General features: G+C 60.6%; 19 protein-coding genes and 3 pseudogenes. 10 read left to right on the top strand and 12 right to left on the bottom strand.

The window, feature by feature from the left end; translation table 11 throughout:
* Window positions 1–22: 22 nt before the first annotated feature.
* The gene (fliI, locus tag QJT78_RS01655) at window positions 23–1,348 is read left to right on the top strand and encodes a flagellar protein export ATPase FliI (RefSeq protein WP_028153456.1); all 1,326 of its coding nucleotides are present in this window, start codon (window positions 23–25) and stop codon (window positions 1,346–1,348) included.
* Between the two features lie 59 nt (window positions 1,349–1,407).
* On the opposite strand, the gene QJT78_RS01650 is transcribed toward fliI, so the two are convergent.
* The gene (locus QJT78_RS01650) at window positions 1,408–1,572 is read right to left on the bottom strand and encodes a hypothetical protein (protein ID WP_155258109.1); all 165 of its coding nucleotides are present in this window, start codon (window positions 1,570–1,572) and stop codon (window positions 1,408–1,410) included.
* 617 nt (window positions 1,573–2,189) lie between these two features.
* On the opposite strand from QJT78_RS01650, the gene QJT78_RS01645 reads away from it, so the two are divergent.
* Window positions 2,190–2,825 (top strand): MarR family transcriptional regulator, encoded by a 636-nt coding sequence (locus QJT78_RS01645; protein ID WP_028153455.1) that lies wholly within the window; start codon window positions 2,190–2,192, stop codon window positions 2,823–2,825.
* A gap of 695 nt (window positions 2,826–3,520) precedes the next feature.
* Window positions 3,521–3,736, top strand: a complete 216-nt coding sequence (locus QJT78_RS01640) for a hypothetical protein (protein ID WP_028152941.1) — start codon at window positions 3,521–3,523, stop codon at window positions 3,734–3,736.
* Window positions 3,737–3,891: 155 nt separating this feature from the next.
* Here QJT78_RS01640 and QJT78_RS01635 read toward each other — a convergent pair.
* From QJT78_RS01635 to QJT78_RS01620, 3 genes and pseudogenes are all read right to left on the bottom strand, one after another.
* A pseudogene (locus QJT78_RS01635) lies at window positions 3,892–4,017 on the bottom strand (peptidase M14); the annotation flags it as partial.
* Between the two features lie 317 nt (window positions 4,018–4,334).
* Window positions 4,335–5,090, bottom strand: a complete 756-nt coding sequence (locus QJT78_RS01630; RefSeq protein ID WP_049807825.1) for a response regulator — start codon at window positions 5,088–5,090, stop codon at window positions 4,335–4,337.
* 617 nt (window positions 5,091–5,707) lie between these two features.
* The gene (locus tag QJT78_RS01620; protein WP_038944236.1) at window positions 5,708–6,490 is read right to left on the bottom strand and encodes a hydratase; all 783 of its coding nucleotides are present in this window, start codon (window positions 6,488–6,490) and stop codon (window positions 5,708–5,710) included.
* 977 nt (window positions 6,491–7,467) lie between these two features.
* Between QJT78_RS01620 and QJT78_RS01615 the strand changes: the two genes are divergently transcribed.
* Window positions 7,468–8,292: an alpha/beta hydrolase gene (locus tag QJT78_RS01615; RefSeq protein WP_080586708.1), complete on the top strand. Its 825-nt coding sequence runs from the start codon at window positions 7,468–7,470 to the stop codon at window positions 8,290–8,292.
* A gap of 128 nt (window positions 8,293–8,420) precedes the next feature.
* Here QJT78_RS01615 and pcaG read toward each other — a convergent pair.
* The 7 genes and pseudogenes from pcaG to QJT78_RS01580 all read right to left on the bottom strand — a co-directional run.
* Window positions 8,421–8,816: pseudogene (pcaG, locus tag QJT78_RS01610) on the bottom strand (protocatechuate 3,4-dioxygenase subunit alpha); the annotation flags it as partial.
* Between the two features lie 204 nt (window positions 8,817–9,020).
* Entirely contained in the window at window positions 9,021–9,998 is a 978-nt protein-coding gene (trxB, locus tag QJT78_RS01605; protein ID WP_028152946.1) for a thioredoxin-disulfide reductase, read from the bottom strand.
* 20 nt (window positions 9,999–10,018) lie between these two features.
* Window positions 10,019–10,918, bottom strand: coding sequence for an ABC transporter permease subunit (locus QJT78_RS01600; protein ID WP_049807824.1), 900 nt, complete (start codon window positions 10,916–10,918; stop codon window positions 10,019–10,021).
* A 2-nt stretch (window positions 10,919–10,920) separates the two neighbouring features.
* A complete protein-coding gene (locus QJT78_RS01595; protein ID WP_049807823.1) occupies window positions 10,921–11,751 on the bottom strand; it encodes an ABC transporter ATP-binding protein in 831 nt (276 codons plus the stop codon).
* Between the two features lie 2 nt (window positions 11,752–11,753).
* Complete coding sequence (locus tag QJT78_RS01590; protein ID WP_038944232.1) at window positions 11,754–12,758, bottom strand: ABC transporter substrate-binding protein; 1,005 nt, start codon at window positions 12,756–12,758, stop codon at window positions 11,754–11,756.
* 46 nt (window positions 12,759–12,804) lie between these two features.
* Complete coding sequence (locus QJT78_RS01585) at window positions 12,805–14,031, bottom strand: CaiB/BaiF CoA-transferase family protein (protein ID WP_028152950.1); 1,227 nt, start codon at window positions 14,029–14,031, stop codon at window positions 12,805–12,807.
* A gap of 7 nt (window positions 14,032–14,038) precedes the next feature.
* The gene (locus QJT78_RS01580; protein WP_038944230.1) at window positions 14,039–15,256 is read right to left on the bottom strand and encodes an acyl-CoA dehydrogenase; all 1,218 of its coding nucleotides are present in this window, start codon (window positions 15,254–15,256) and stop codon (window positions 14,039–14,041) included.
* 101 nt (window positions 15,257–15,357) lie between these two features.
* Here QJT78_RS01580 and QJT78_RS01575 point away from each other — a divergent pair, with 101 nt between their 5' ends.
* From QJT78_RS01575 to QJT78_RS01560, 4 genes are all read left to right on the top strand, one after another.
* A complete protein-coding gene (locus QJT78_RS01575) occupies window positions 15,358–16,269 on the top strand; it encodes a LysR family transcriptional regulator (protein ID WP_028152952.1) in 912 nt (303 codons plus the stop codon).
* A 105-nt stretch (window positions 16,270–16,374) separates the two neighbouring features.
* Window positions 16,375–17,499 (top strand): hypothetical protein, encoded by a 1,125-nt coding sequence (locus QJT78_RS01570; RefSeq protein WP_038944229.1) that lies wholly within the window; start codon window positions 16,375–16,377, stop codon window positions 17,497–17,499.
* Between the two features lie 21 nt (window positions 17,500–17,520).
* On the top strand, window positions 17,521–18,072 hold the full coding sequence (locus QJT78_RS01565; protein ID WP_202801353.1) for a UGSC family (seleno)protein: 552 nt from the start codon (window positions 17,521–17,523) through the stop codon (window positions 18,070–18,072).
* A gap of 117 nt (window positions 18,073–18,189) precedes the next feature.
* Window positions 18,190–19,851 carry a thiamine pyrophosphate-dependent enzyme gene (locus QJT78_RS01560; RefSeq protein ID WP_028152955.1) on the top strand — a complete coding sequence of 554 codons (1,662 nt, stop codon included), beginning with the start codon at window positions 18,190–18,192 and terminating at the stop codon, window positions 19,849–19,851.
* 926 nt (window positions 19,852–20,777) lie between these two features.
* Here the strand turns inward: QJT78_RS01560 and QJT78_RS01555 are convergent.
* Window positions 20,778–21,041 (bottom strand): hypothetical protein, encoded by a 264-nt coding sequence (locus tag QJT78_RS01555; protein WP_038944227.1) that lies wholly within the window; start codon window positions 21,039–21,041, stop codon window positions 20,778–20,780.
* On the opposite strand from QJT78_RS01555, the gene QJT78_RS01550 reads away from it, so the two are divergent.
* Window positions 21,028–21,336: a hypothetical protein gene (locus tag QJT78_RS01550; protein WP_155258058.1), complete on the top strand. Its 309-nt coding sequence runs from the start codon at window positions 21,028–21,030 to the stop codon at window positions 21,334–21,336. The genes QJT78_RS01555 and QJT78_RS01550 overlap by 14 nt on opposite strands.
* Before the next feature lie 310 nt (window positions 21,337–21,646).
* Window positions 21,647–22,075 (top strand): annotated as a pseudogene (locus tag QJT78_RS01545) (IS630-like element ISRj1 family transposase); the annotation flags it as partial.

Genomic DNA, 22,075 nt, shown 5'->3' with positions numbered 1-22,075 from the left:
GCATTGAGGGTGGACGGTTTCCTTGAACGCTCTTCGGCAACTCGAGTGGGCGCTGCTGGAGCTTCAGCAGAGCACTCCCCTGGCCAGCGTCAGCGGCGCGATCTCCGAGATCGCTCCGACGCATTTCCGCGTCTCCGGCCTGTCGCGCTTCGTCAGGCTTGGTGAGCTGATCGGCGTCAACTCCGGCGGCAAGCCCCAGATCGGCGAGGTGGTGCGGATCGACAGCGAGGGCATCATCGCCAAGCCGTTCGACCGGCAGTTCGCCGGCGGCCTCGGCTCGGTCGCCTACCGGATGCCGCCACTGTCCTTCGCGCCCGATCCGAGCTGGAAGGGCCGCGTCATCAACGCGCTCGGCGCGCCGCTCGACGGACAAGGTCCCCTCACCCCGGGATCGCGCACCGTCTCGGCGGAAGCCGAGGCGCCGGCGGCCATGAAACGGGCGCGCGTCCACAAGCCGCTGCGCACCGGCGTGCGCGTCATCGACCTGTTCGCCCCGATCTGCGCTGGCCAGCGCGTCGGCATCTTTGCCGGCTCCGGCGTCGGCAAGTCGACGCTGCTGGCGATGCTGGCCCGCAGCCAGGGCTTTGACACCGTCGTGCTGGCGCTCGTCGGCGAACGCGGCCGCGAGGTGCGTGAATTCATCGAGGACGTGCTCGGCGCCAACCGCAGCCGCGCCATCACCATCGTATCGACGGGAGATGAAAGCCCGATGATGCGGCGGCTGGCGCCGAAGACCGCGATGGCGGTCGCCGAATATTTCCGCGACCGGGGCGAATCGGTCCTGCTGGTGGTCGATTCGATCACCCGTTTTGCCCATGCCGCCCGCGAGGTCGCCCTCGCCGCCGGCGAGCCTGCGGTCGCCCGCGGTTACGCACCGACGGTCTTCACCGACCTGCCCCGCCTGCTGGAGCGCGCCGGCCCCGGCGAGGACGGATCCGGGACGATTACCGGCATTTTCTCCGTGCTGGTCGACGGCGACGATCACAACGAGCCGATCGCCGACACCATCCGCAGCACCCTCGACGGCCACATCGTGCTCTCCAGGCACATCGCCGACCAGGCGCGCTATCCCGCCGTCGACGTTCTGGCCTCGGTCTCCCGCCTCGCCCACAACGTCTGGGACCCCGAGGAGCGCGAATTGGTGAGCAAGCTGCGCACCATGATCGCCAAATACGAGGACACCCGCGACCTTCGCCTGATGGGCGGATATCAGTCGGGGCGTGATTCGGGCCTCGACCAGGCCGTCGACATGGTCCCGAAAATCTACAGCGCCATGCGGCAGGACGCTTCGGCAGGGCCGAGCGCCGATCCATTCCGCGAGCTGCGAGACATGCTCAAGGGCGACTAGCCGGGCGCGACCAGCGTCGCCGACCTGCTCATTATCGCGGCAGTCGATCACGCATATCGCTACGCCTCCGGCGCATGCGCACCCGTTGCCGACTGCCGCCGTCCGTCGCGCGCGTGCATCAGCCGTTCGGCGGAGATCGCGCCGCCGAGGCGAAAGCGATCCGGCGGACCCGTCTCGCCGTCATTACCACAACAACCGTTGCGTGCAATCCCTACGAGTTCCATTGGCGATTCTGTGACGGATCGCACAAGTTGTGGATGACGCGCCGCTGCGCGTCACCGTCATGCACAAGCTTCCATCAATTTGCATCAACGGCGAAACAGCAGCAGGCGTGCAATCAAACCGTCGCACATTTGCGTGCAAGTAGCTTGTTACACTGCGTATTGCGATCACCATCATGTGTCCTGACGAACGAGATTGTCTTGAACGTTACAATCGCTTCGAGCGACAGCCAGTCTTCGGGAGCGTCTCTACTTGATTTTGTTGAGAAGCTCATTCATCGTTTCGATGGAATACAAGAAACGTCTGCGTGTGACTTGAACTTCAGGGGCTACGGTTGAACAATACCGATCCATCGTCCGGCTGTGACGGCAACTCGGGCTTTCGTTCGACGACGCCACGATTGGCACACCATCATCGACACAGCTTCTCGCGCCGTATCTCGCAGGGTCCATCTGTCGAGTTCGGCGGCAGAACAGTCCGTGCTTTCGCGCGAGAGCCTGGCTCTGCGCATGTGTCGGATGTTGTGGTTGGTACGGCTTCTCGCGAAGGACTGGTGCGCAACGACGGAAGGCGGCTTCGGGGCGCCGCAGACGTGATATCCGGGGCAAGGTAGGAATTTATGCCGTTGGCACGCGAGGCCGTCGAGCTGCTGGTTCAGGCGGCCAGAGCCTGGTATTTCGAAGGCAATCAGCACGGGTTGCGCGACCGGGAATGGATGGCGCTGCGCTTTCTTCACCGCGCCAACAGGTTCTCGCGCACGCCGTCCGCGCTGGCCGGCTTCATCGGCGCGACCCGCGCCACCGCATCGCAGATCGTGAAGACGCTGGAAGCCAAGTCCTTCCTGGTGCGAAAGCCGTCGCACGAGGACAAGCGGTCCGTCGTGCTGCACGTCACCGCGCAAGGCGAGAAATGCCTGAGCCAGCACGACCCGATCAATCACGTGGTAAACGCGGTCACGTCTCTCGGCACCGACGAATGCGTCAGGCTGCGCGACTCGCTGCGCGAGATCCTCAATCATCTCGACGCGGCCCATCAGCGGCTCGATGCCAGCATCTGCCGCGACTGCATGTTTCTCGCCGAACGCAGTCCCGGCACGGGCAAGGGACGCGCGAGCGCCGAATTCATGTGCCGGCTGTACCGCGCCCCGGTTTCCCTCGAGGAGACCGAGCTCCTCTGCACCAGCTTCGAGCGCACCCGCGACCGCCCGAAGATCGAGGGGCATCTCGACCGCGCGCGCATGGCGAGCCAGGGATGACGCGGGAGTTCGCGACGTGATGGAACGCGCAAGTTTCGCGCGGATGCGATCGCCGGCGCTTGCGTAAAGTTTCTCAGCGGCATCGTTCTTTGAAACGCGGCTCGTTTCCTCCGGTCTCCCGGACGCGCTGACCAAGCACGGGAGCATTGTGGCGCACACTCCCTCCACGTCGTTGCGAGCGCAGCAAAGCAATGACGGAGTATGAGACATCGGCGTCGTCCTCCAAGTGTCACTGTCATTCCCCGCGACCCGGCTACGCCAAGGCTTCGCCGAGGCTGAGGTCCAGGGCCGCCGAAGCTTTAGCGTAGCCGGGTCGCGGGGAATCCAGTACGCCGCGGCCTCTCGGCTCAATCACAGCCGTCTCTGGAATACTGGATCGCCCGGTCAAGCCGGGCGACGACCGCGAGTGCCTGGTCGCAGACACACCTTCGCGTCCTCGCGGCATGTTCGCCCGAGCTTTGCCTGATCTCTCCACCCTCGAAGCCAAGAGGGCGCAGGGAAGGCCGGGTGCTGACCTCGCACCCGCGGTCCGCTGCGCGAAAGGTAGCGCAAGGAAACCGCACAGCAGCATACAGGTGGTGCCAATCACTCGGCCTTCCCTGCGCGATGGTTGGACGGCTTATGCCGTGCTCTCCCGGGAGCCGAGTTCCTTCTGGCCTCCCTCGCGCCTGCCAAAGTCGCCGACAGCGCGCCGGTTGACGCGACTGCCGCATCCGCAAGCACTTGACCGTAGCAACGACGGCCAGGACCTCACGGCCAAGCACCACGCCGGACGCAAAGGCAAGGGCACGCCGGTGCTGACGCGGCGCCTTGAACGCCGCATCGACAACCATCTCCCGGTGCGCAACAAAATCGTTGAGCGCCCCCAAGGCATCCTGAATTTTGTTTTAAGTGGCCGGGCAAACGCGTAAGCTGCTTTATTCCCGTCGCACCGCCAATGACGCGATGGGCCATTTGTGGCATTGCCCTAGGACGAATGAACCTCGTGAACGGCCGCAGTGAAAGTCGCGTCGCCAGCCTTGAGGTCGCGGCAACTACTCGGGATACACCTGAACGTCGGCCCCGGCTTGTTGAATAGGATGAATACCAAGGGGTTGCCGGGCTCGGACATTGCATCGCTGCGCTGGCCCGTTATCTCTCCCGCCACGCCGCTTTTATATTCCGCAATCACCTCGGCAAAACCAAGTTTGCGTCTGAAGCGCGGATGGATTTCTGCAAGGTTCGCCACTATTGCCTTCTCCATATTCCCCGCGACACGCGCTGCGTGCCATCTAACCGCGCGTTCGTAATATGCTTGGATGGTATGGGGCGCGTCATCGAAATCGAACCAACTCGGCTTCGTCTGAGCCAATCCCACGCCTCTAGCGCGTCTCTATATCACTACATTCGATCGTCTTGGCTTGTAGAGGTGCAAACCCCATCAGCCCCGGGTGTGCCCCCTAAGGGTCTTGTCCACAAAATAGCCGGCGCGAGGATAGCACTAGCGCAAGTCAACGCCATTGCTATGCTTTAGAAACGCCCGACTGGCAGCGCGAAAACATAACCGACGCCGCGCTCGGTCTGGATTACCCCCGGCGCGTCCAGATCGACTTCCAGCTTCCGCCGCAACCGCAAGATCTGCACGTCGATACTGCGATCGAAAATATCCTCATGGACCCGTGTCGCCCGCAGCAGATACTCGCGCGAAAGCGGTCGCTGCGGTGACTCGAGAAAAGCCAGCAACAACGCATACTCGCCCTTGCTCAAAGCAACCGACTTTTCGTTGGCGTCGACGAGCCTGCGTCCGCGACGCTCGAGCCGCCAGCCATGAAATCTATATCCTCCCCGCTCTGGATGGCGGATCCGGGCGGCTTGTCCCATTTCCTGACGTCGCAGCACCGCGCGAATGCGAGCAAGCAATTCTCGCAGACTGAACGGCTTCAGGAGATAGTCATCCGCACCGAGCTCGAGGCCGACGATCCGGTCGATTTCATCGGGATGATGCCCAGTGATGATAATGACCGGAATATCCGAATCCGAACGAATGTCCCTCAGGATATCCAGACCATCGTCCTGACCGAGCCGGAGATCGAGAATGATCAGGCCGGGCTCGGAGCATTCAAGATGAGGGGTCAATTCGGCCCGGCTTGACGCAGCTTTCACCGACACAAAGTAATCTTCGAGGTATCGGGTCAGCATCTGGCGCATCTCCGGATCATCGTCGACCACGATGATGTGGCCGATGTTCTCGGTCCTCGGCTGATCATCACATTTTCTTGCCGCCACGTCGAACTGCCCCTTCAAAGGATCGATGGCGCTCTGACCGGAGCGCAGCAGGCGTAATTACTAGAGCATTCTACGCCCAGCGAACCTATCGGCCGGCCGCTGCGCGGTTCAACTTGTACTGCCGCAGTCATGCCAGCCGTAAGCACAATGCCCGTGGGAACTTCATCGATATGGATGCGAATCGGGATGCGTTGGGCCAGGCGTACCCAGGTGAAGATGGGATTGACGGTCGCATCCCCTTGATTGTTGGGCTGCGCGTTCGCAACGTTGATTGGGCGGGCGATGCTGTCGGGAGCCGATGGCGATGCCAAGTGGAAGCTCCAGCCCAGGGGTAATATCGGCGATCGGGTCCCCATGCATCGGCACAAAGACTTGCGTTTCAGGCTGGGCACTCAAATTCAGGTCCAATCTCATTGGTCGAGGCCAACTGGCGCTGGATAATTGATATTTGATCCCGACAAACGTGCCGTCCAATATCTTTGGGGTTCTTCCTTGATAGCTTTTAGCACTGACGTTGAACTGCGCCCCGTTCGGGACAGTGCCTGGACCTAGCGAAGAAAGGCGATCTTGCTGTTGGCCTCACGGAAGACCTCTGTTCGTCATTTGGATCGGGATGGTCACGCATAGGTCACCGCCACCTTGTTGAACGGGCCGAAGTCGGCCACGTAGGTCTCGCCTGGCTTCGGCCGTAGCATGCCCGTTAGCGTACCGGTGCTGATCATCTGGCTGGCCTTCAGGCCAATTCCAGTACGCGACAGTTCGTTCGCGAGCCATGTCAGTGGCACCATGGGATGATCCAGCGCTTCCGCTGCAATCCCCTTCCGGCGCTGCGTACCGTTGCACGTGAGGACGACCTCCTGATTTGCTACGTCTCGCCTGCGCCAATCTTCGATCGGAGGTCCGAAGACGATGGCGCCCGAGCCCGCACCATCGGCGAGGATCGCCGTCAGCGGCGGAAAGGCGCCATCATGCACAAAGCGGCATTCCGAAAGTTCGATGCCTGGATGCAAGGAGACAACGGCCTCCGTCACCTCCTCCATCGAGTACGGCTTCTCTCGCGGCGGAAGGTCTGCACCCAGGCGGGCCTGGTATTCGACCTCCGGAATCGGACTGCACTGCCTTGCGTGCTCGACCGTCGCCGGCGACGACTTAAGAGTGCCGAAGACGCGCCCGTAGATGGGCGCGTCCGTCCGCAACTGTTGTTGCAGCCTTCTGTTCATCGCCGCGATCTTCCAGCCCGCAACCTCCCAGCCGAGCGCTTCTTCCACCATTCGGGCGATCCGATACGCCGTCTCCTTATCAGGAGGAACAAGGCTCTCGTCCAGGCCACTCTGCTGTCGTCCCTCGCGGCGGAGCTTCGCGAGAAGGACAGCGAGTTCGTGTTGCCGTGACATGTCCATGGTCTACCCCTGTGTCAAAGAATTCGCCTTCGCCGTCGGGACCGGAGGCTCTTGCAGGTCTGTAAGCATCCGTCGGCGAGCTCTCCAGGTCTGCCCAGATTCGCGTGAAGGCAGGCGAGAAGCATGCCGTCCATGTAAGGCGGCGGTCCCACAGGCTCCGGTCGATGTTGTAGAAGCTCGATCCTCGGCAGGTGGGCGCCAGAGCGGCCGACCGTCTAGCGGCGGCTTCCCGGCCGGTCAGTACAACAACCCGGACTGCCGGTCCAAGATCGAAGCAGCTGCTCGGTATCGCCTCGACTGGAGACTGACCAAGAGTCGTTCTCCCTTCTTGATAGAGACGATAGGTCGACCCATCCTCGCGGTCCAAGACGATCAAAGACATATTTCAGATGTGAGACGACTTGGCGAAACGATTTCACACGTCGCGATCGGATGCTGTCGCCGCACCCATTCGGCAATCTCGAGCGCATAACGGCTATTAGGAAGTCGCGGCGGCCAACGTAACGGCAAGCCTGCATCGCACGCTTCCTGCTCTAGCCTGAAACGGCAGCTCGATCGCCGTGAACCCCTATCCACCGAGACTCTCGTTGCAGCTTCGAGCGACGTAACAAAATGGGCACGTGAAGTCGATCCAATGCCAAGAGATTTTGCCTTCTGGCATGTCAAACGCGGCCAAAGATGTGCAAGTGGTCGTTTCTCGAGTCTGATTGATCACTATGGACGTACCCTTGTAAGAAGTTGGGATGGACAGGAATTTGCCCCAGTTCAAGGCTGAACGGCTCGTCGCCACGAGGGCTCGGTCAGAACCGTGATGGTCGCCGACTCGATCAAGGCGCTGCGGCCGTACATCCCACTCCTTCGTTACACGAGTAACGCAGGTCCCGATGGCCGCAACTCTTCTGTAGCGCACTCTGTTCATCATTGTAGACGCCAACCAAAGAGGCGACCAAACGGACCAAACCAAAGATGAGGACGTGATGCTGATGGAAAAGCCGGCCGGCGGTGAGCGTGTTGTCCTGGTTCCTTGCTCGGCGAGCTCCGCACGGCAATGGAGATCGCTCTCGGAGCAACTCGTCGGCTTCGAGCCCCGACCAATCGATCTTTGGGGGCACGGCCATCAGCACCGCTGGCATGGCTCCGGTCCGCTACATCTTTCGGAGCAGGCGAGAGCCATTCAGGACGTTTGCCCCGATGGTGCTCCGTTCCATCTCGTCGGCCATTCCTATGGTGGTGCTGTCGCGCTCCAGTTTGCATTGAGCCACCCTGACCGCTTGCTTTCGCTCACGCTTGTCGAGCCGAGCTGCTTTCATGTTCTGAATGAGCTGGACCCACGATACATCGATGAGATCCGGGCAGTAGCGGAAGCCGTCAGCCGCGAAGTCATTTGCGGCGACTACCTGAGGGCCATGAAAGCCTTCATAGTCTACTGGGGCGGCGTTGATAGTTGGGACATGCTGCCAGACGAGAAGAAAACCCAGTTTGCGCAGGTCGCCGTCCACGTTGCACATCACTTCTGGAGTCTTGTTGAAGATAATAACACGCCGCTTACGGCCTATGCGGAGATTGACGTCCCTACACTCATTCTGTGCGGCTCGCACTCGCCCGCGCCGTCGCGCGCGATAACCCGGCTTCTTGCCAACGCAATTCCTGTCGCTCGACACCGCACGATACCCTATGCCGACCACATGTCGCCAATTAACCGCGCGGCCGAGGTAAACACACTCATATTAGAACACCTGTTGACTACGCCACGCTGCCCATCACTGAAGCACCCTGTACGGCCCGGCATCGCCGCTCGATGATGCGGTAACAAGGGTCGATTCTATAATTTCGTCCCTTTTTGGCCCGCGACAAACGAGAGCCGATCCACCACTTGGTGACCGCGGGCTGCGACGAGTTCGTCAGTCTCCGTCTGATCGATTCTCCATCGCTAAACTTCGAAGAACACAGTCTCGTCGTCTCCCTGCAAATGGAAGTCGAGCGCGTAGGCCGCGTTGCCTGATCCGGACTTGCGTTTCGCGATCAGGGTCGCACGACGGTCGAGCGGCACCAGCGCCAATACGGGATCACTGGCGTTGCAGGCCTCATCGTCGAAGTAGATCCGGGTGTAGAGCTGCAACAGCGTGCCGCGCGCGAAAACCGCGAGCCCGAGATACGACGCCTGCGGCCTGCCGGCTGGATCAGGCACGGAGCCCGCCTTGATGGTGTCGAAGGCGTGGCCAAAGCCCTTGAACGAGCTGTTGGGCAGCGCGCGGTTGTCCTGCGGATCGGAGAACCGACCCTGCGCGTCGGCCTGCCAGATCTCCAGCATGCTGTCGGCCACCATTTTTCGGAAAGACGACCGTCTGAGGCAGACGCTGATAAATCGAGTTATCGGTAGAAAGCGCCAGTCGTTCGCCATATCCGACCGAGCAGTCACCCTTGAAGCCGCACCTCTGCAGCTCCACCACGAACTTCGCATGCAAGTGAGTCGCGGCGGAACTGGCGGCCAGGCGCGGAATAATGGACCTCAATCCAAAGCGTTGCGAGTTTATGCGACGATCGCTTTTCGCGGCTCAACGTTCGAACTCGCATGAACCGTGAGGAAACGGTCAGCCTCCAGCGCAGCCATGCAACCTAATCCCGCGGCCGTCACCGCCTGCCGGTAGATGCCGTCCGCGACATCGCCGGCCGCGAACAGGCCAGGTATGCTTGTAGTCGTCGTACCCGGCTTCACCTTGATATACCCATCAGGATGCAATTCGACCTTGCCATCCAGCAAGGCGCTTGCCGGTGCATGGCCGATGGCAATGAAGACGCCATCGACCGCGATACGATCCGCGGTTCCGCTCGTGCAGTCCTTCACGACCACACCATCGACCTTCGTGGGGTTACTCTCGCCTACAATCGACGCCACCTCGCTATTCCAGCGAATGTTGATCGTGGGATGCGCAAACAGGCGCTCTTGAAGAATGCGTTCCGCGCGCAGCGTGTCGCGCCTGTGGATCACGGTAACCGAGCTGGCAATATTAGCGAGATACAGCGCTTCCTCTACGGCGGTATTTCCACCGCCAACGATTGCCACCCGCTTGTCGCGAAAGAAGAAGCCGTCGCATGTGGCGCAAGCCGACACTCCAAATCCCCGGAATGTATCCTCGGACGGAATACCCAGCCATTTGGCCTGCGCGCCGGTCGCGTAGATCAGTGCGTCGCAGATATAGTGGTCACCGCTGTCGCCGATCAGGCGGAAGGGGCGAGACCCGGTCTCGATCGAGACGATGTGATCGTTCATGATGCGCGTTCCCATATGCTCGGCCTGCGCGTGCATCTGCTCAACGAGCCATGGCCCCTGGATAACGTTAGCGAACCCGGGATAGTTCTCGACGTCAGTAGTCGTCACCAACTGTCCTCCCGGCTGCATGCCGGTCAGGAGTATCGGCCGACGGCTGGCGCGCGCGGTGTAGATCGCGGCCGTGTATCCGGCCGGGCCTGCGCCCAGGATGATGACGTCCGTCCGGTGCTCGGTCATTTTTATCGTCCTCGTTTTGACTAGAACTTCTGCATTCCCCAACGCCGGATCGTCTTGCGCTCAATCGTCCGGAAGATCACGCTCTCGACGAAGAGGCCGATCAGAATGACGCACAGAAGCCCGGCAAATACGTTCGCGGTCTCAAGGTTGTTGCGATTCTCGTAGATGAACCAGCCAAGGCCGCCCTGCCCCGAGCTGACGCCGAATACAAGCTCGGCGGCGATCAAGGTGCGCCATGCGAAGGCCCAGCCGATCTTGAGGCCGGCCAGGATGGACGGAAGCGCCGCAGGTATCAGGATCTCGGCTACGAGAGAAAGGCCTCTCAGGCCGAAGCAGCGGCCCGCCATCCGAAGCGTTTCGCTGACCGACTGGAACCCAGTGTGCGTGCTCAAGGCAACCGCCCATAGTACGGAGTTTATGATCACGAAGACGAGGCTGCCCATGCCAAGGCCGAACCAGAGCAGCGCAAGCGGGAGCAGCGCGACGGCGGGCAGCGGATTGAACATTGAGGTGAGTGTCGACAATACGTCGCTACCGAAGCGCGTCGTGGACGCCAGGATCGTAATCGTCGCCGCGGCCGTGATTCCGGCCGCGTAACCGATCACAAGGACTTTCATGGTCAGCAGAATGCGCATCGCGAGGCCGCCGGAAACCAGCGATGACACCAACGCGACGACGACCTCGGAAAGGCGCGGCATCATCAGCGAATTGTCCAGGTAGGTGGCGTACCCCTCCCACGCAGCGGCAAGGAGCCCGACCACGACGAGTCGACGGACGAGCGTGCTTTGCAGGATGCGCTCGTGCAACGGAAGAGGACATTCCACATCCGCCGAGGGCTCGATGACGCTGTGGAGTTCGAACTCATCGCGAACCGGGGGAAGCACGAAGGCCAGAGCCGCTTTTTGTTCGGTTGTGGCCATGTTTACCGTCCTTTCGGATGCCGCGGACAGGGCGTGAAGAGCATTTGATGGATGCGGGAACAAAGGCTTCCGAAATCCGCGTTTCCGAGATCGGCGAAGGCGAATTGATGCGCATTGATTTCGGCGCGAACCTGGCCCGGATGCGGGGTCAGCACCAGAATGCGCGACCCGACGATCACGGCCTCTTCGATGGAGTGCGTGACGAACAGAATAGTCGAATGCGTTCCGCTCCAAAGTTCGAGAAGGTCGTCCTGCATCTTTCGTCTGGTCAAGGCGTCGAGTGCGGCGAACGGCTCGTCCATCAGAAGGATCTTCGGCTCCATCGCCATCGCCCGCGCGATCGCGACCCGCTGCTTCATGCCACCCGATAGCGTGTGCGGATATGCGTTTCCAAATTTTTCCAGACCGACCTTGGCGGTAAAGAGCCGCGCCCGGTCCAGTATTTCGGCGGAAGGCCATTTCCTGGACTTCTGCATGGGGTAAGCAACGTTCTCGAGGATCGTCTTCCACGGCAGCAATTGGTCAAACTCCTGGAAGACCATCATTCTGTCCGGGCCCGGAGCATCGATGACGCGACCATCGAGCTTGATCTCTCCGGCTGCGGGAGCGAGAAAGCCGCCGACCGCTTTGAGCAACGAAGACTTGCCGCAACCGGAGGCGCCCAGCAGAATGAACCTGTCGCCCCGATATACGTCGAAGCTCACATCATAGGCCGCCGTGACGATGCTCGCGTCCGTCCGATAGCGCAGCGTCACGTTCTTCAGGCTCAATACGGGTTTCGCGTCGCTCGCGCCGTACGCCTGCTTGATCTGGGGCTGATTGATCATGTTCATCGTCAGCTTCCCTGTCTTTCCTGGATGAACGGAAAGAAAATGTCCTGCCATTTGGCCGGTCTTGACTTGATCTGGCCGGTTCTCTGCATGAAATCCGCGTATGTCATGACGCCGCCGGGCGGCACGCTGAACACATTCTCGGGATCTCGCAGGATGCGTTCGACGTACTCCACGTTCATGGATTTCGATGGCTCGAGCCTGAGATAAAGCGCCGCCGCCCGGGCGGGGTCTTCCTTGATCCGCTTCATCGCGGCGTCCATGGCGGTGACCATCGCCTGTGAGACCTTCGGATTTCTGTCGACGAAGCGGGCGTTCGCTGCGAGCAAGACGAAGGTCGAAGGCTTGCCAAGGATATCCTCGGAGCTCAACACCCTGTGCACCCGCTTGTCGTCAGCTTCAAACTGGGCAAATGGCGCGTTGGTGAAATGCGATGACACTTCGGTGCCCGCCAGCATGGCGGACATCGCATCCGGATGCGGCAGCGCCACAACATTGGTATCCAGCTTCTTCGGATCGCCCAAGAACTTCTCCGCGGCCATGCGAAGGCAGAGATTCTGGGGCGAGGTGTTGGCCGGCGTTGCAATGCGGTCTTGCGGGGAGAAGTCCGCAATTGTCTTTATCCGGTCGACGACCGTGTTGAGCACCATAGGGAACGATGAGCAACTGGCCAGTCCCTTGACGCCACCACGCGTCTTCTCTGCGATGATCAGCAGCGATGGGACTCCCATCACGCCCACGTCCGCTGTCCCGGCGAGGAGTCCCTCGTTGACGGCCGTCGAGCCGCTAACCCTCTGGAGCTTCAACTCGGCGCCCGGCTCTCCCAGCTCGGCGAGTGCCGCACCGAGGAGCTTCTCCTCTTCGATCAACATCAACGGGAGATACGAGACGCCGTACTGGATGATGGCGCGTACTTCGGTGACCGACTGGGCTCTTGCGAGGGCCGGTAGCGCCAACACGCCGGCTATAGCGCCGAGCGCCTTGCGACGCGAAATCTCGATCCTTGTCATTTCTCCTCACTTCTATTCGTTCTACGCTTCCGCTTCTTTGGCGGGTTCAGGCGTTGCTGCTTGAGATGATCCCCTGCTCCACCAACCGGTTGAGTTCGGACTCCGGCATCGCGAGATCGCCCTGTACGACTTCGGTGGTGTGAAATCCGAGCCGCGGCGGCGCCTGGCCGTACTCGATCGGGGTCCGTGAGAACCGGATCGGATTGCCGATCATTCTCGTCGACGGCCCTCCGGCGAACAGGCTCTGTTCCACGACGAGGCCCCGCGCCACGACGTGCGGGTCCGAAAACACTTCGTGCATTTCGTTGATCGGTCCGGCCGGGATCTTCTCGTCATCGAGAGCCTGGAGAAGCTCCATCTTCGTCCACGACCGAATCTTGCCGGCCACGATCGCGATCAGCTCTTTGCGATTTCTCACCCGATCCGCGTTTCTTTGGAAACGCGGATCCCTCGAGAGTTCGGGGACACCGAGAATTGTCACAAGGCGTGCGAACTGTGCGTCGTTGCCGACTGCGACAACGATGTGGCCGTCGGATGTGGCGAAGGCCTGATACGGCACGATGTTTGGATGAGCGTTGCCGTGCCGCGCCGGCGCCTTGCCAGAAGCCAGGAAGTTCATTCCCTGATTGGCGAGTGTCGCGATCTGGACGTCGAGAAGCGCAAGATCAATATGCTGACCTACGTCGCTGGTCCGGCGCTCGTTAAGGGCCGCAAGGATCGCAACCGTCGCATACAGCCCCGTGAAGATGTCTGCGACGGCGACCCCGACCTTCATTGGCTCACCGTCGGCCGCGCCGGTGATGCTCATGAGCCCGCCCATGGCCTGCACCAGCAGATCGTAGCCGGGCTTGTCCTTGTACGGGCCTGTCTGCCCGAAGCCGGAGATTGAACAGTAGATCAGTTTCGGATTGATCTGTGAGAGGGCTTGGTAATCAAGTCCGAGCCGCTTCAGGCCACCGACCTTGAAGTTTTCGACCACCACATCGCAAGATCGCGCCAGCGTGCAGACGATCTGGCGTCCTTCCGGTTTGCTGAAGTCGATGCAGACCGACTTCTTGCCCCGATTTGCCGCGAGATAATAGGCACTGAAAAGATCATCCTCGCCGTCCCCCGTGACGAAAGGCGGCCCCCAGCCGCGAGTATCGTCCCCCTCGCCCGGTCGTTCGATCTTGATGACCTCCGCGCCGAGATCAGCGAGCAGCTGGGTTGCCCACGGACCGGCGAGAATTCGGCTCAGATCGAGAACACGCAACCCGCTTAGGCACGGTTTCATGGTCGCCTCACGAAAATGCCTGGATGCCGGTGATCGCACGCCCCAGAATGAGCGCATGCACGTCGTGGGTGCCTTCGTAGGTATTCACCGTCTCCAGATTCTGGGCATGACGCATGACCTGGAATTCGCTGGAGATCCCGTTGCCACCGTGCATGTCGCGGGCAACGCGCGCGATGTCGAGCGCTTTTCCGCAATTGTTACGCTTGACGATCGAGATCATCTCCGGGGCCATCTGGCGCGAATCCATCAGGCGGCCCACCTGCAAGGATGCCTGCAAGCCCAGCGCAATCTCGGTTTGCATATCGGCGAGTTTCTTCTGCACCAGCTGGGTGGCCGCGAGCGGCCGGCCGAACTGCTTGCGGTCGAGGACGTATTGCCTGGCACGATGAAAGCAGTCTTCCGCAGCCCCCATCGCGCCCCACGAGATGCCGTAGCGCGCCCGGTTGAGACAGCCGAAAGGCCCCTTGAGACCGGAGACGTTGGGCAAAAGCGCGCTTTCGGGAACGACCACGCCGTCCATGACGATCTCGCCCGTAATCGAGGCGCGAAGCGAGAGCTTGCCGTTGATCTTCGGTGCTGAAAGGCCCGCCGTTCCCTTCTCGAGGATAAACCCGCGAATCTGATTGTCGTGGGTTGCCGACCTCGCCCAGACGACGAAGACGTCCGCGATGGGAGAGTTCGAGATCCACATCTTCGAGCCGGTCAACCGGTAACCGTCCGGGACTTTTTCGGCACGCGTCTTCATCCCGCCCGGATCGGATCCCGCGTCAGGTTCCGTCAGCCCGAAGCAGCCGACCCACTCGCCCGAGGCAAGTTTCGGCAGGAACTTCTTCCGTTGCGCATCGTCGCCGTACGCATAGATCGGGTACATCACGAGTGAGGACTGGACGCTGTTCATCGAGCGATAGCCTGAGTCCACCCGCTCAATCTCGCGCGCCACCAAGCCATACGACACGTAGCCCGCATCCGCGCAGCCGTACTCCTCCGGGAAGGTGACGCCGATCAGGCCGAGTTCACCCATCTCGCGAAAGATCTCGCGGTCCGTCTCTTCATTGAGGTAGGCCTCGGTTGCGCGCGGCAACAACTTTTCCTGGGCATAGGCGCGCGCTGTATCCCGGATCATCCGCTCGTCTTCCGTGAGCTGCTGCTCAAGCAGGAAAGCGTCGTCCCATCGAAATTGGGGATAGGACGTGCTTGGACGCGGTGCTCGTTCCAATTGACCCATCTGTCGCTCCAAGCTGCTGGTGCGACGACGGTCCAACGAATGGGTGGTTATATCAATGAAATTCTGATACCATCGATAATTGCAAAACAGGCATAAATCAAATGAGCAGCTCCGGCCTCCCCGATCTCACCTCGCGTCAACTTGAGACGGTTTTGGCGCTTGCCGAATACGGCAGCTTCATTGCTGCGGCTGCGCTGTTGAAGACCTCCCAGCCCGCTGTCACGCGCACGGTCAAGCACGTAGAGGAAGTGCTCGGACTCAAGCTGTTCGATCGCAGCACTCGCTCGGTGCAGATTACTGCCGCGGGCAAGGAGTTTGTCGGCGTCGCGGCACGTATGCTGAACGATTTGAAGATCACCATCCGCAGCATGCGTGAGCTGTCCGACCAGAGGAGAGGTCAGATCATCATCTCAAGCATCATGTCGGTCGCGAACGGAAAGCTGCCGGGACTCGTTTCAGCATATCGTCTCGACCATCCAGGTATCGAACTGCATGTCCGGGATGGTGTTCATGGTGCGGTCATGGAAGACGTGCGCAGCGGTGCCGCAGACTTCGGCATCACTTATCTCGATGATCTTCCGGATCCATTCATGTCAGTCCCGCTCGGCAAGGAGGAGTTCACGGTCGTACTTCCGCGCCATCACGAACTGGCGAAGAAGAAGAGCCTTGCTCTGTCCGACTTGAAGGGTGCGCCCCTGGTCTCGCTTCCGAGCGATTCCAGAACGAGGCGCGTCATCGACAGCGCGGCTTCGTCGATCGGACTAACCTTGAACCACGTCGTCACGGTATCCCAGTTCGCCACGATGCTCGGCTTCGTGAGAGCGGGGATCGGGCTTGCCATTGCTCCGAAGAGCGGAGTTGCAAGCTTTCTCGGAAAGGAGCTGAGCGCCGTGCCCGTTCGAGGACGGCCTCTCGCACGCGACCTTGGGGTCATAACCCTCAGGGAAAGGGAGCCGTCTCCCGCTGCGGCCGGATTGATGTCACTCCTGCGGTCGTCCTGGAACAAGCCGTAGTTCATTTATACTGATCTCGTATCAATCATGGCTATCAGGATTTTCTTGGCATAGAATGGATTGAGCCTAGGGTGAGCTCCGGGTTGAAACAGCCGGAGCGAGAAAATGGCACTTCAGACACTGGAACAGGGCAGCGCATCCGCTGCCGTCGAGACCGTCCCGACCAGCACTGATCTCATCGAGCTTTACTTCGAACGCGGCTGGTCTGATGGCCTTCCCGTCGTTCCTCCCACCCAGGACAAGATCGATGCGGTCGTAGCCGCCCTGGGCGGCGATCCCCAATTCGTCGAATGCAAGGTCGCGCCGCGCTGGGGTGCTCTCACACGGGAGATCCTCGCGATCAACATGGTGATGGCGGGTTGCCGTCCCGAATATGCTTCCATTGTCCGCGCTGCCATGCTGGCGCTCACCGACCGTGCTTTCAACCTGAACGGCGTCCAGGCGACCACCCACGTCGCGTCGCCGCTCATCGTCGTCAACGGACCGCTCGCGGCCGAGGTCGGGATGAACGGCGGTCCCAATGTCTTCGGATCCGGCAATCGCGCCAATGCGACGATTGGCCGGGCCGTCCGCCTGATCATGCTGAACGTCGGCGGCGGCTGGCCGCCGGATTTCGACAAGAGCACGCTCGGCCATCCGGGCAAGTACAGTTACTGCGTTGCGGAGAACGAGACCGACAGCCCATTCGCGCCGTATCACGTCGAGCATGGGTTCAGCCCCATGGATTCGACCGTATTCGCGATCGCGGCCGAAGCGCCGCACAGCGTCACCGACCACCAATGCAACGACCCGGAGGGCATTCTGGATACGATGTGCTCGGCGATGAGCACGATCGCCTCCAACTCCGCGGTTCTAGGTGGACACTGCACAGTCGTACTGGGTCTCGAGCATGCCAGGACGATCGCCAAGGCGGGCTGGACCCGCTCTGACATCCGCCATTATCTCTGGATGAACTCTGGCAACGCCTTCAGGGCAATCTCCCGCGATCATCGCTACGGCCAGGTCTACAACCGCAACTTGCCCAGGTGGCTGAAGCGGGATCCCGACAGCCGCATCCCGATCGTCCCTTCGGCCGACAACATCCACCTGTTCATCATGGGTGGGCACGCCGGTCGTTTCTCTGCATTCATTCCCGGCTGGGGCCACATGAGCACGCCGGTCCTCAAGCCCATCAATCCCGCGTCGGGTCCGGCAGACGACGGCTGCACCGACGGCGTGTGCGCGCTGTAAAACGAGAAGGAGGAGATTGAAATGTTGATGAAGGTAACAGACGCCAATTCGGTTCGCGTGTTCGATCCTCGCGGCATCGTGGAGTCCGCGAATACGCCGATCGCCGCCCGGGCGAAGAAGCTTGACGGTCTCCGGCTTGCGATTCTGGACAATTCAAAGTGGAACGCGAACAAGATCCTGCGCACGTCAACCGCCGCCCTCGAGAAGAGCGTGAATTTCGCCAAGGTGAACTACTACGTGAAGCACAGCTTCTCGAAGGACGCGGCGCCGGAAATGATCGCCGAGATCGCAGCAAACAACGATCTCGTCCTGACCGCGATCGGTGACTGTGGCTCCTGCTGCTCCTGCTGTATCCGGGATTCTGTCGCCCTCGAGAAGCTCGGCATTCCGGCGGCCGCCATCATCACGACCGAGTTCGAACGCGAGACCGAGCTCACGCGTACGGCGCTCGGCATGCAAGGACTGATCCTTGTTGTCATCGATCATCCTGTCAGCTCGATCACCCAGGCGGAGGTCGAGTCCCGCGCCGCTCAGGTCGCCTTGCAGGCCCCAAAAGTCTGGCTCGGCAAGTAACTTTCCTCCCAGACTTGGGCCCCGTCTTGAAAAAGCCGGGGCTCTTTTTCGCCTGCCACCCACCGATCTCTGATGATGACGACGCATTGCGGCAGGCCATGAACAGAAAGAACCAGGATCATGAATCGCACGACCGGTCGCTCCGCCTTCCTGTCCCTGCTGAAGGATGAAGGAATTACGCATCTGTTCGGCAATCCGGGAACCACCGAATTGCCGATCATGCATGCGTTGAAGGACCATCCGGAGCTGACCTATGTGATGGCGATGCAGGAAAGTCTGGTCGTCGCGATGGCCGACGGTTTTAGCCGGGCCTCGGGGCAACTGGTTGCCTGCAACGTTCACGTCGCCCCCGGCCTCGGCAACGCCATGGGTTCGCTATACAATGCCAGGTTCACCGGTACGCCAATGATCCTGACCGCGGGACAGCAGGAACATGGGCATGGGCTCATGGAGCCGCTTCTCTACGGTCCGCTGGTCCAGATGGCCGAACCTCTCGTCAAATGGGCGATAGAGGTGACGCGGCTCGAAGATCTTCCGCGCATCGTGCGCCGGGCCGCCAAGATCGCCACGACGCCGCCTACCGGACCGGTCTTCATTTCGCTACCTGGTGATATCCTCAATGCGGAGACCCACATCGAGCCCGGTCAGTCAACGCGCGTCGATACACGGGTTGCTCCCTCCAGGGAGGTGCTGGACGAACTTGTTCAACGGATACTATCGGCGCACCGCCCAGTCGTCGTAGTCGGCGACGAGATCGTAAAGAGCGATGCTCTCGACGAAGCCGCCCTGTTCGCATCGCGACTTGGCTGCCCGGTCTATCAGCAGACCATCGCCTATGGCGCCCATTTCCTTTCTGACCACCCTTGCTTTATGGGAGCGTTGCCACGCGATCAGCAGCAGACTACCAAGATACTTGGAGCGCATGATCTGCTGATCGTGCTCGGTTCGGACCCGGTTCGGATGTCGGTCCACAGCGCGCACGAACCTCTGCCTCGCGGAATGCCGATTATCCAGATTGGCCTGGTTGATAACGATCTTGCGAAGAACTTCCCAGCCGAGATCGCCCTGAAAGCCGACGTGCGAGAAACCCTGCGCGTTCTTGTGCCCGCGATCGAGGTGACGGGAGGGGCGCCTCTGGCCACGCTTGCTTCAGATCGTATCGAAAGCCTGAAGTCAGCGAACTGGTCGGCGAACCGCGACAGGCTTGTACAGGACATCTCGCGACGAAAGGACGCCGTTCCGATCGATCCCGACTGGTTGGCACTTCAGGTTGTCGATGCCCTCCCCGCGAACGCGATCCTGGTCGACGAAGGCCTGACGTCATCGCGCTACATGGCGGCCTTGAAAGGTCACCGCGACCGATACGGCTACCACCAGATGGCCTCCGGAGGCATCGGATGGGGACTTCCAGCCTCTGTCGGAGCCAGTCTCGCAAATCCCGAGAGACCAGTGGTCTGCTATTCGGGAGACGGAAGCGCGATGTACTCGATACAATCGCTCTGGACGGCCGCGCACCACGACCTGCCACTCACCGTTGTGCTCGTGAACAATGGAGGATACCGGATCATCAAGCAGCGCCTGCAGGCGTTCCATGGAACCAACCATTTTGTCGGCATGGATTTCCGCAAGCCATCCGTTGACTTCACGGGTCTCGCCCGGTCGTTGGGTGTTCGCGCCACTCGTGTCAGCGAAGGCGATCAGTTTCGGAGCATTCTGGCTTCGGCGATCGAACGACGCGGACCGGAGCTCATAGAAGTCATCGTGGATGGCGCAATCTAGGCCGATGCCCCTAAAGCTGCCGAGCTGACGGACTCGCGAGAGTCCGCGATGCCCCGACACGGCGACATCACCCGATGGGCCAGTTTCAGACCCATTCGCCACAGCGCTATTTGATCGGCATGCTGACCTGCACCAGCAAGGGCCGTCGCGCCGCGCGCCGCGGCAAAAGGCCTTCTTGTCATCCAGACGCGCCCGTCGGACGTCGAAATCGGGGGCGCATTTGGCCGCAGTGGCGACGCGCTCCAGCTTGCCCAAATGGTTGGTCACCACGGCACGCAGCATTGTCTCAATTTGAGACGAAGACAGATCGAGAGTGTCGCGTTCAGCGAGCATCGCTGCATCTTCCAGGATCAGGTCGAGTTGAACGGCCAGGCGCCGCGCCGTCGCGCGGCTGGTCGTCTTCAAGCTCAGAAAAAGATGCGGACAAGAAAAGAAACTGGCAAGCGGCCGCGGTGGACGGCGGCGCCAGTAATACACAGCATTCCTCCGGAAAATATGCGCAGCCATGGGATCACGACACCTGTGCAGCAGTGATGTGTCGCAGAGCTGTGCAGCAGCTCCACAGCCAGGCCGGTTTCGTGAGGAATTTCAGGGGAAGCGGAGCATCTGGCTGGGGCGGGAGGGATCGAACCTCCGAATGGCGGAATCAAAATCCGCTCGATTCTTCAACGACTTCAATGCGCGTTTGGAAAAAAGGCCAAAAACGGCCTCCAGCAATTCCAATAGCTTGGCGGACGTTTCCAAATAAGGAAGCAGCCTTCGCGGGGAGGATCAGTCCATCAAAACCTGAGGCAGCAGATTCTCCCTTTGTCGGAATGACGGTGAGCAGGAGAGCAGTGGCGGCAGAATGCTACAACTACCGACATCCCAAACGGAAGGAGTGGCTAAAGCGGCGACTAGCTTTTTGATTCGCGGACTAATCGACCTTATCGGGCAGGCCGCACGTTGATCTTTGCTAGCTCGCGACGCTCGGCGTCCGACAACTGCCAATCCTCGCACTGACTGCACAGCTGCCAGAAGACGTCATATAACTTGCTTCGAGCGACCTCGACGATTTCGGTGTCGTCGAATTCGCAAGAGTTCAGGAAGATTGGCAAGGCAAAACTGGTCTGACGGCTTTCGAATTGAAACGTCAAACGGATGTCCTCGCCTCGTTCGTTCGGTGAAATCATCTCGATGCGTGCGACCATTATCTTGAATTTGCCCGTTGTCTCACCTCGCTGGGTCGACTTTGATCGATCTTTCCGTATGAAATATCACTTACCAAGGCCACAGACGTCGCGGTCTTCATGCCGTCATGGTCGTCTCCCCGGCTTGATCTCGATCGAGCTCAACACCGATGCAGCCGATCATCACCAGAATGCCAACGAGGCTGAGCGCGATCTGCATCGCAAGCTCATTGGAGATGCTGAGCAGCTCGATGTGGCTGGCAAGCGCCAGCAGGACGTCGCGCTTTCGATCTCCACAGTCATCCGCCGCATCTAAGCGCTCGGCGCGGCCGTATCCCCCTCAAGGTCGACACGCGCCTCTCTCTGGACGCCATCGCTTCGCTTCCTGAGCATCAGATGGATCGACCGAATTAATCGTTACCATCTCGAGGAAGAGCTGCAGGGCGGGCGGAGCGCAGGTGCACTGCGGACGGCACTGCTTCGATTACCGCCCGCGTATCGCCGACGTCAATCAAGTTTGCATGGACGGTGCGCCTCTTTCGCTCGAATTGCTATCCCTTTCTTGGCTAATCGAGTCATTCTAGTACCCACTTTTCTTGGAACGTGAGTCGTGATTCAAGGTCGGGATGATACCCGAAGCAAGAGAAGTCCACCTTTCGAGGAAAGATCGCAAGGTGCTTGAGGCGTGCTGTCGCTCACCGGTGACGTTGCAGCGCGATTTGAAGCGGGCGCGGATAGTTCTGTTGGCGGCGGATGGGCGCAGCACCCGGTCGATCGCCAAGGAAGTTGGGGTCCAGCCGCGGATTGTCAGCCTTTGGCGGCATCGCTATGCCGACCATGGCCTTGAAGGGCTGCAAGACAAGCCGCGGCCTGGCAAGCAGCCGATCTATACGAAGACGACCGACAAGCGGATTCTGAAGCTGCTGGATAAGCCGCCACCGCAAGGGTTTGCGCGCTGGACCGGCCCCCTGCTGGCCGAGGCGCTGGGCGATGTCGATGTCCAATATGTCTGGCGGTTCCTGCGCAGCCACAAGATTGACCTGGTGGCTCGCAAG

It is taken from the genome of Bradyrhizobium sp. Mp27 (assembly GCF_029953005.1).
Taxonomy (GTDB): Bacteria; Pseudomonadota; Alphaproteobacteria; order Rhizobiales; family Xanthobacteraceae; genus Bradyrhizobium; species Bradyrhizobium barranii.
Note: the sequence above shows the minus strand (reverse complement) of the source record. Positions and strands in the feature narration are given on the sequence as shown.

Coding starts and splice junctions, on each gene's coding strand:
- QJT78_RS01650 (WP_155258109.1), bottom strand. CDS start 1,572: ATGGAACTCGTAGGGATTGCACGCAACGGTTGTTGTGGTAATGACGGC.
- QJT78_RS01645 (WP_028153455.1), top strand. CDS start 2,190: ATGCCGTTGGCACGCGAGGCCGTCGAGCTGCTGGTTCAGGCGGCCAGA.
- QJT78_RS01620 (WP_038944236.1), bottom strand. CDS start 6,490: ATGGACATGTCACGGCAACACGAACTCGCTGTCCTTCTCGCGAAGCTC.
- QJT78_RS01615 (WP_080586708.1), top strand. CDS start 7,468: ATGCTGATGGAAAAGCCGGCCGGCGGTGAGCGTGTTGTCCTGGTTCCT.
- trxB (WP_028152946.1), bottom strand. CDS start 9,998: ATGACCGAGCACCGGACGGACGTCATCATCCTGGGCGCAGGCCCGGCC.
- QJT78_RS01600 (WP_049807824.1), bottom strand. CDS start 10,918: ATGGCCACAACCGAACAAAAAGCGGCTCTGGCCTTCGTGCTTCCCCCG.
- QJT78_RS01595 (WP_049807823.1), bottom strand. CDS start 11,751: ATGAACATGATCAATCAGCCCCAGATCAAGCAGGCGTACGGCGCGAGC.
- QJT78_RS01590 (WP_038944232.1), bottom strand. CDS start 12,758: ATGACAAGGATCGAGATTTCGCGTCGCAAGGCGCTCGGCGCTATAGCC.
- QJT78_RS01585 (WP_028152950.1), bottom strand. CDS start 14,031: ATGAAACCGTGCCTAAGCGGGTTGCGTGTTCTCGATCTGAGCCGAATT.
- QJT78_RS01580 (WP_038944230.1), bottom strand. CDS start 15,256: ATGGGTCAATTGGAACGAGCACCGCGTCCAAGCACGTCCTATCCCCAA.
- QJT78_RS01575 (WP_028152952.1), top strand. CDS start 15,358: ATGAGCAGCTCCGGCCTCCCCGATCTCACCTCGCGTCAACTTGAGACG.
- QJT78_RS01570 (WP_038944229.1), top strand. CDS start 16,375: ATGGCACTTCAGACACTGGAACAGGGCAGCGCATCCGCTGCCGTCGAG.
- QJT78_RS01565 (WP_202801353.1), top strand. CDS start 17,521: ATGTTGATGAAGGTAACAGACGCCAATTCGGTTCGCGTGTTCGATCCT.
- QJT78_RS01550 (WP_155258058.1), top strand. CDS start 21,028: ATGCGTGCGACCATTATCTTGAATTTGCCCGTTGTCTCACCTCGCTGG.
- QJT78_RS01555 (WP_038944227.1), bottom strand. CDS start 21,041: ATGGTCGCACGCATCGAGATGATTTCACCGAACGAACGAGGCGAGGAC.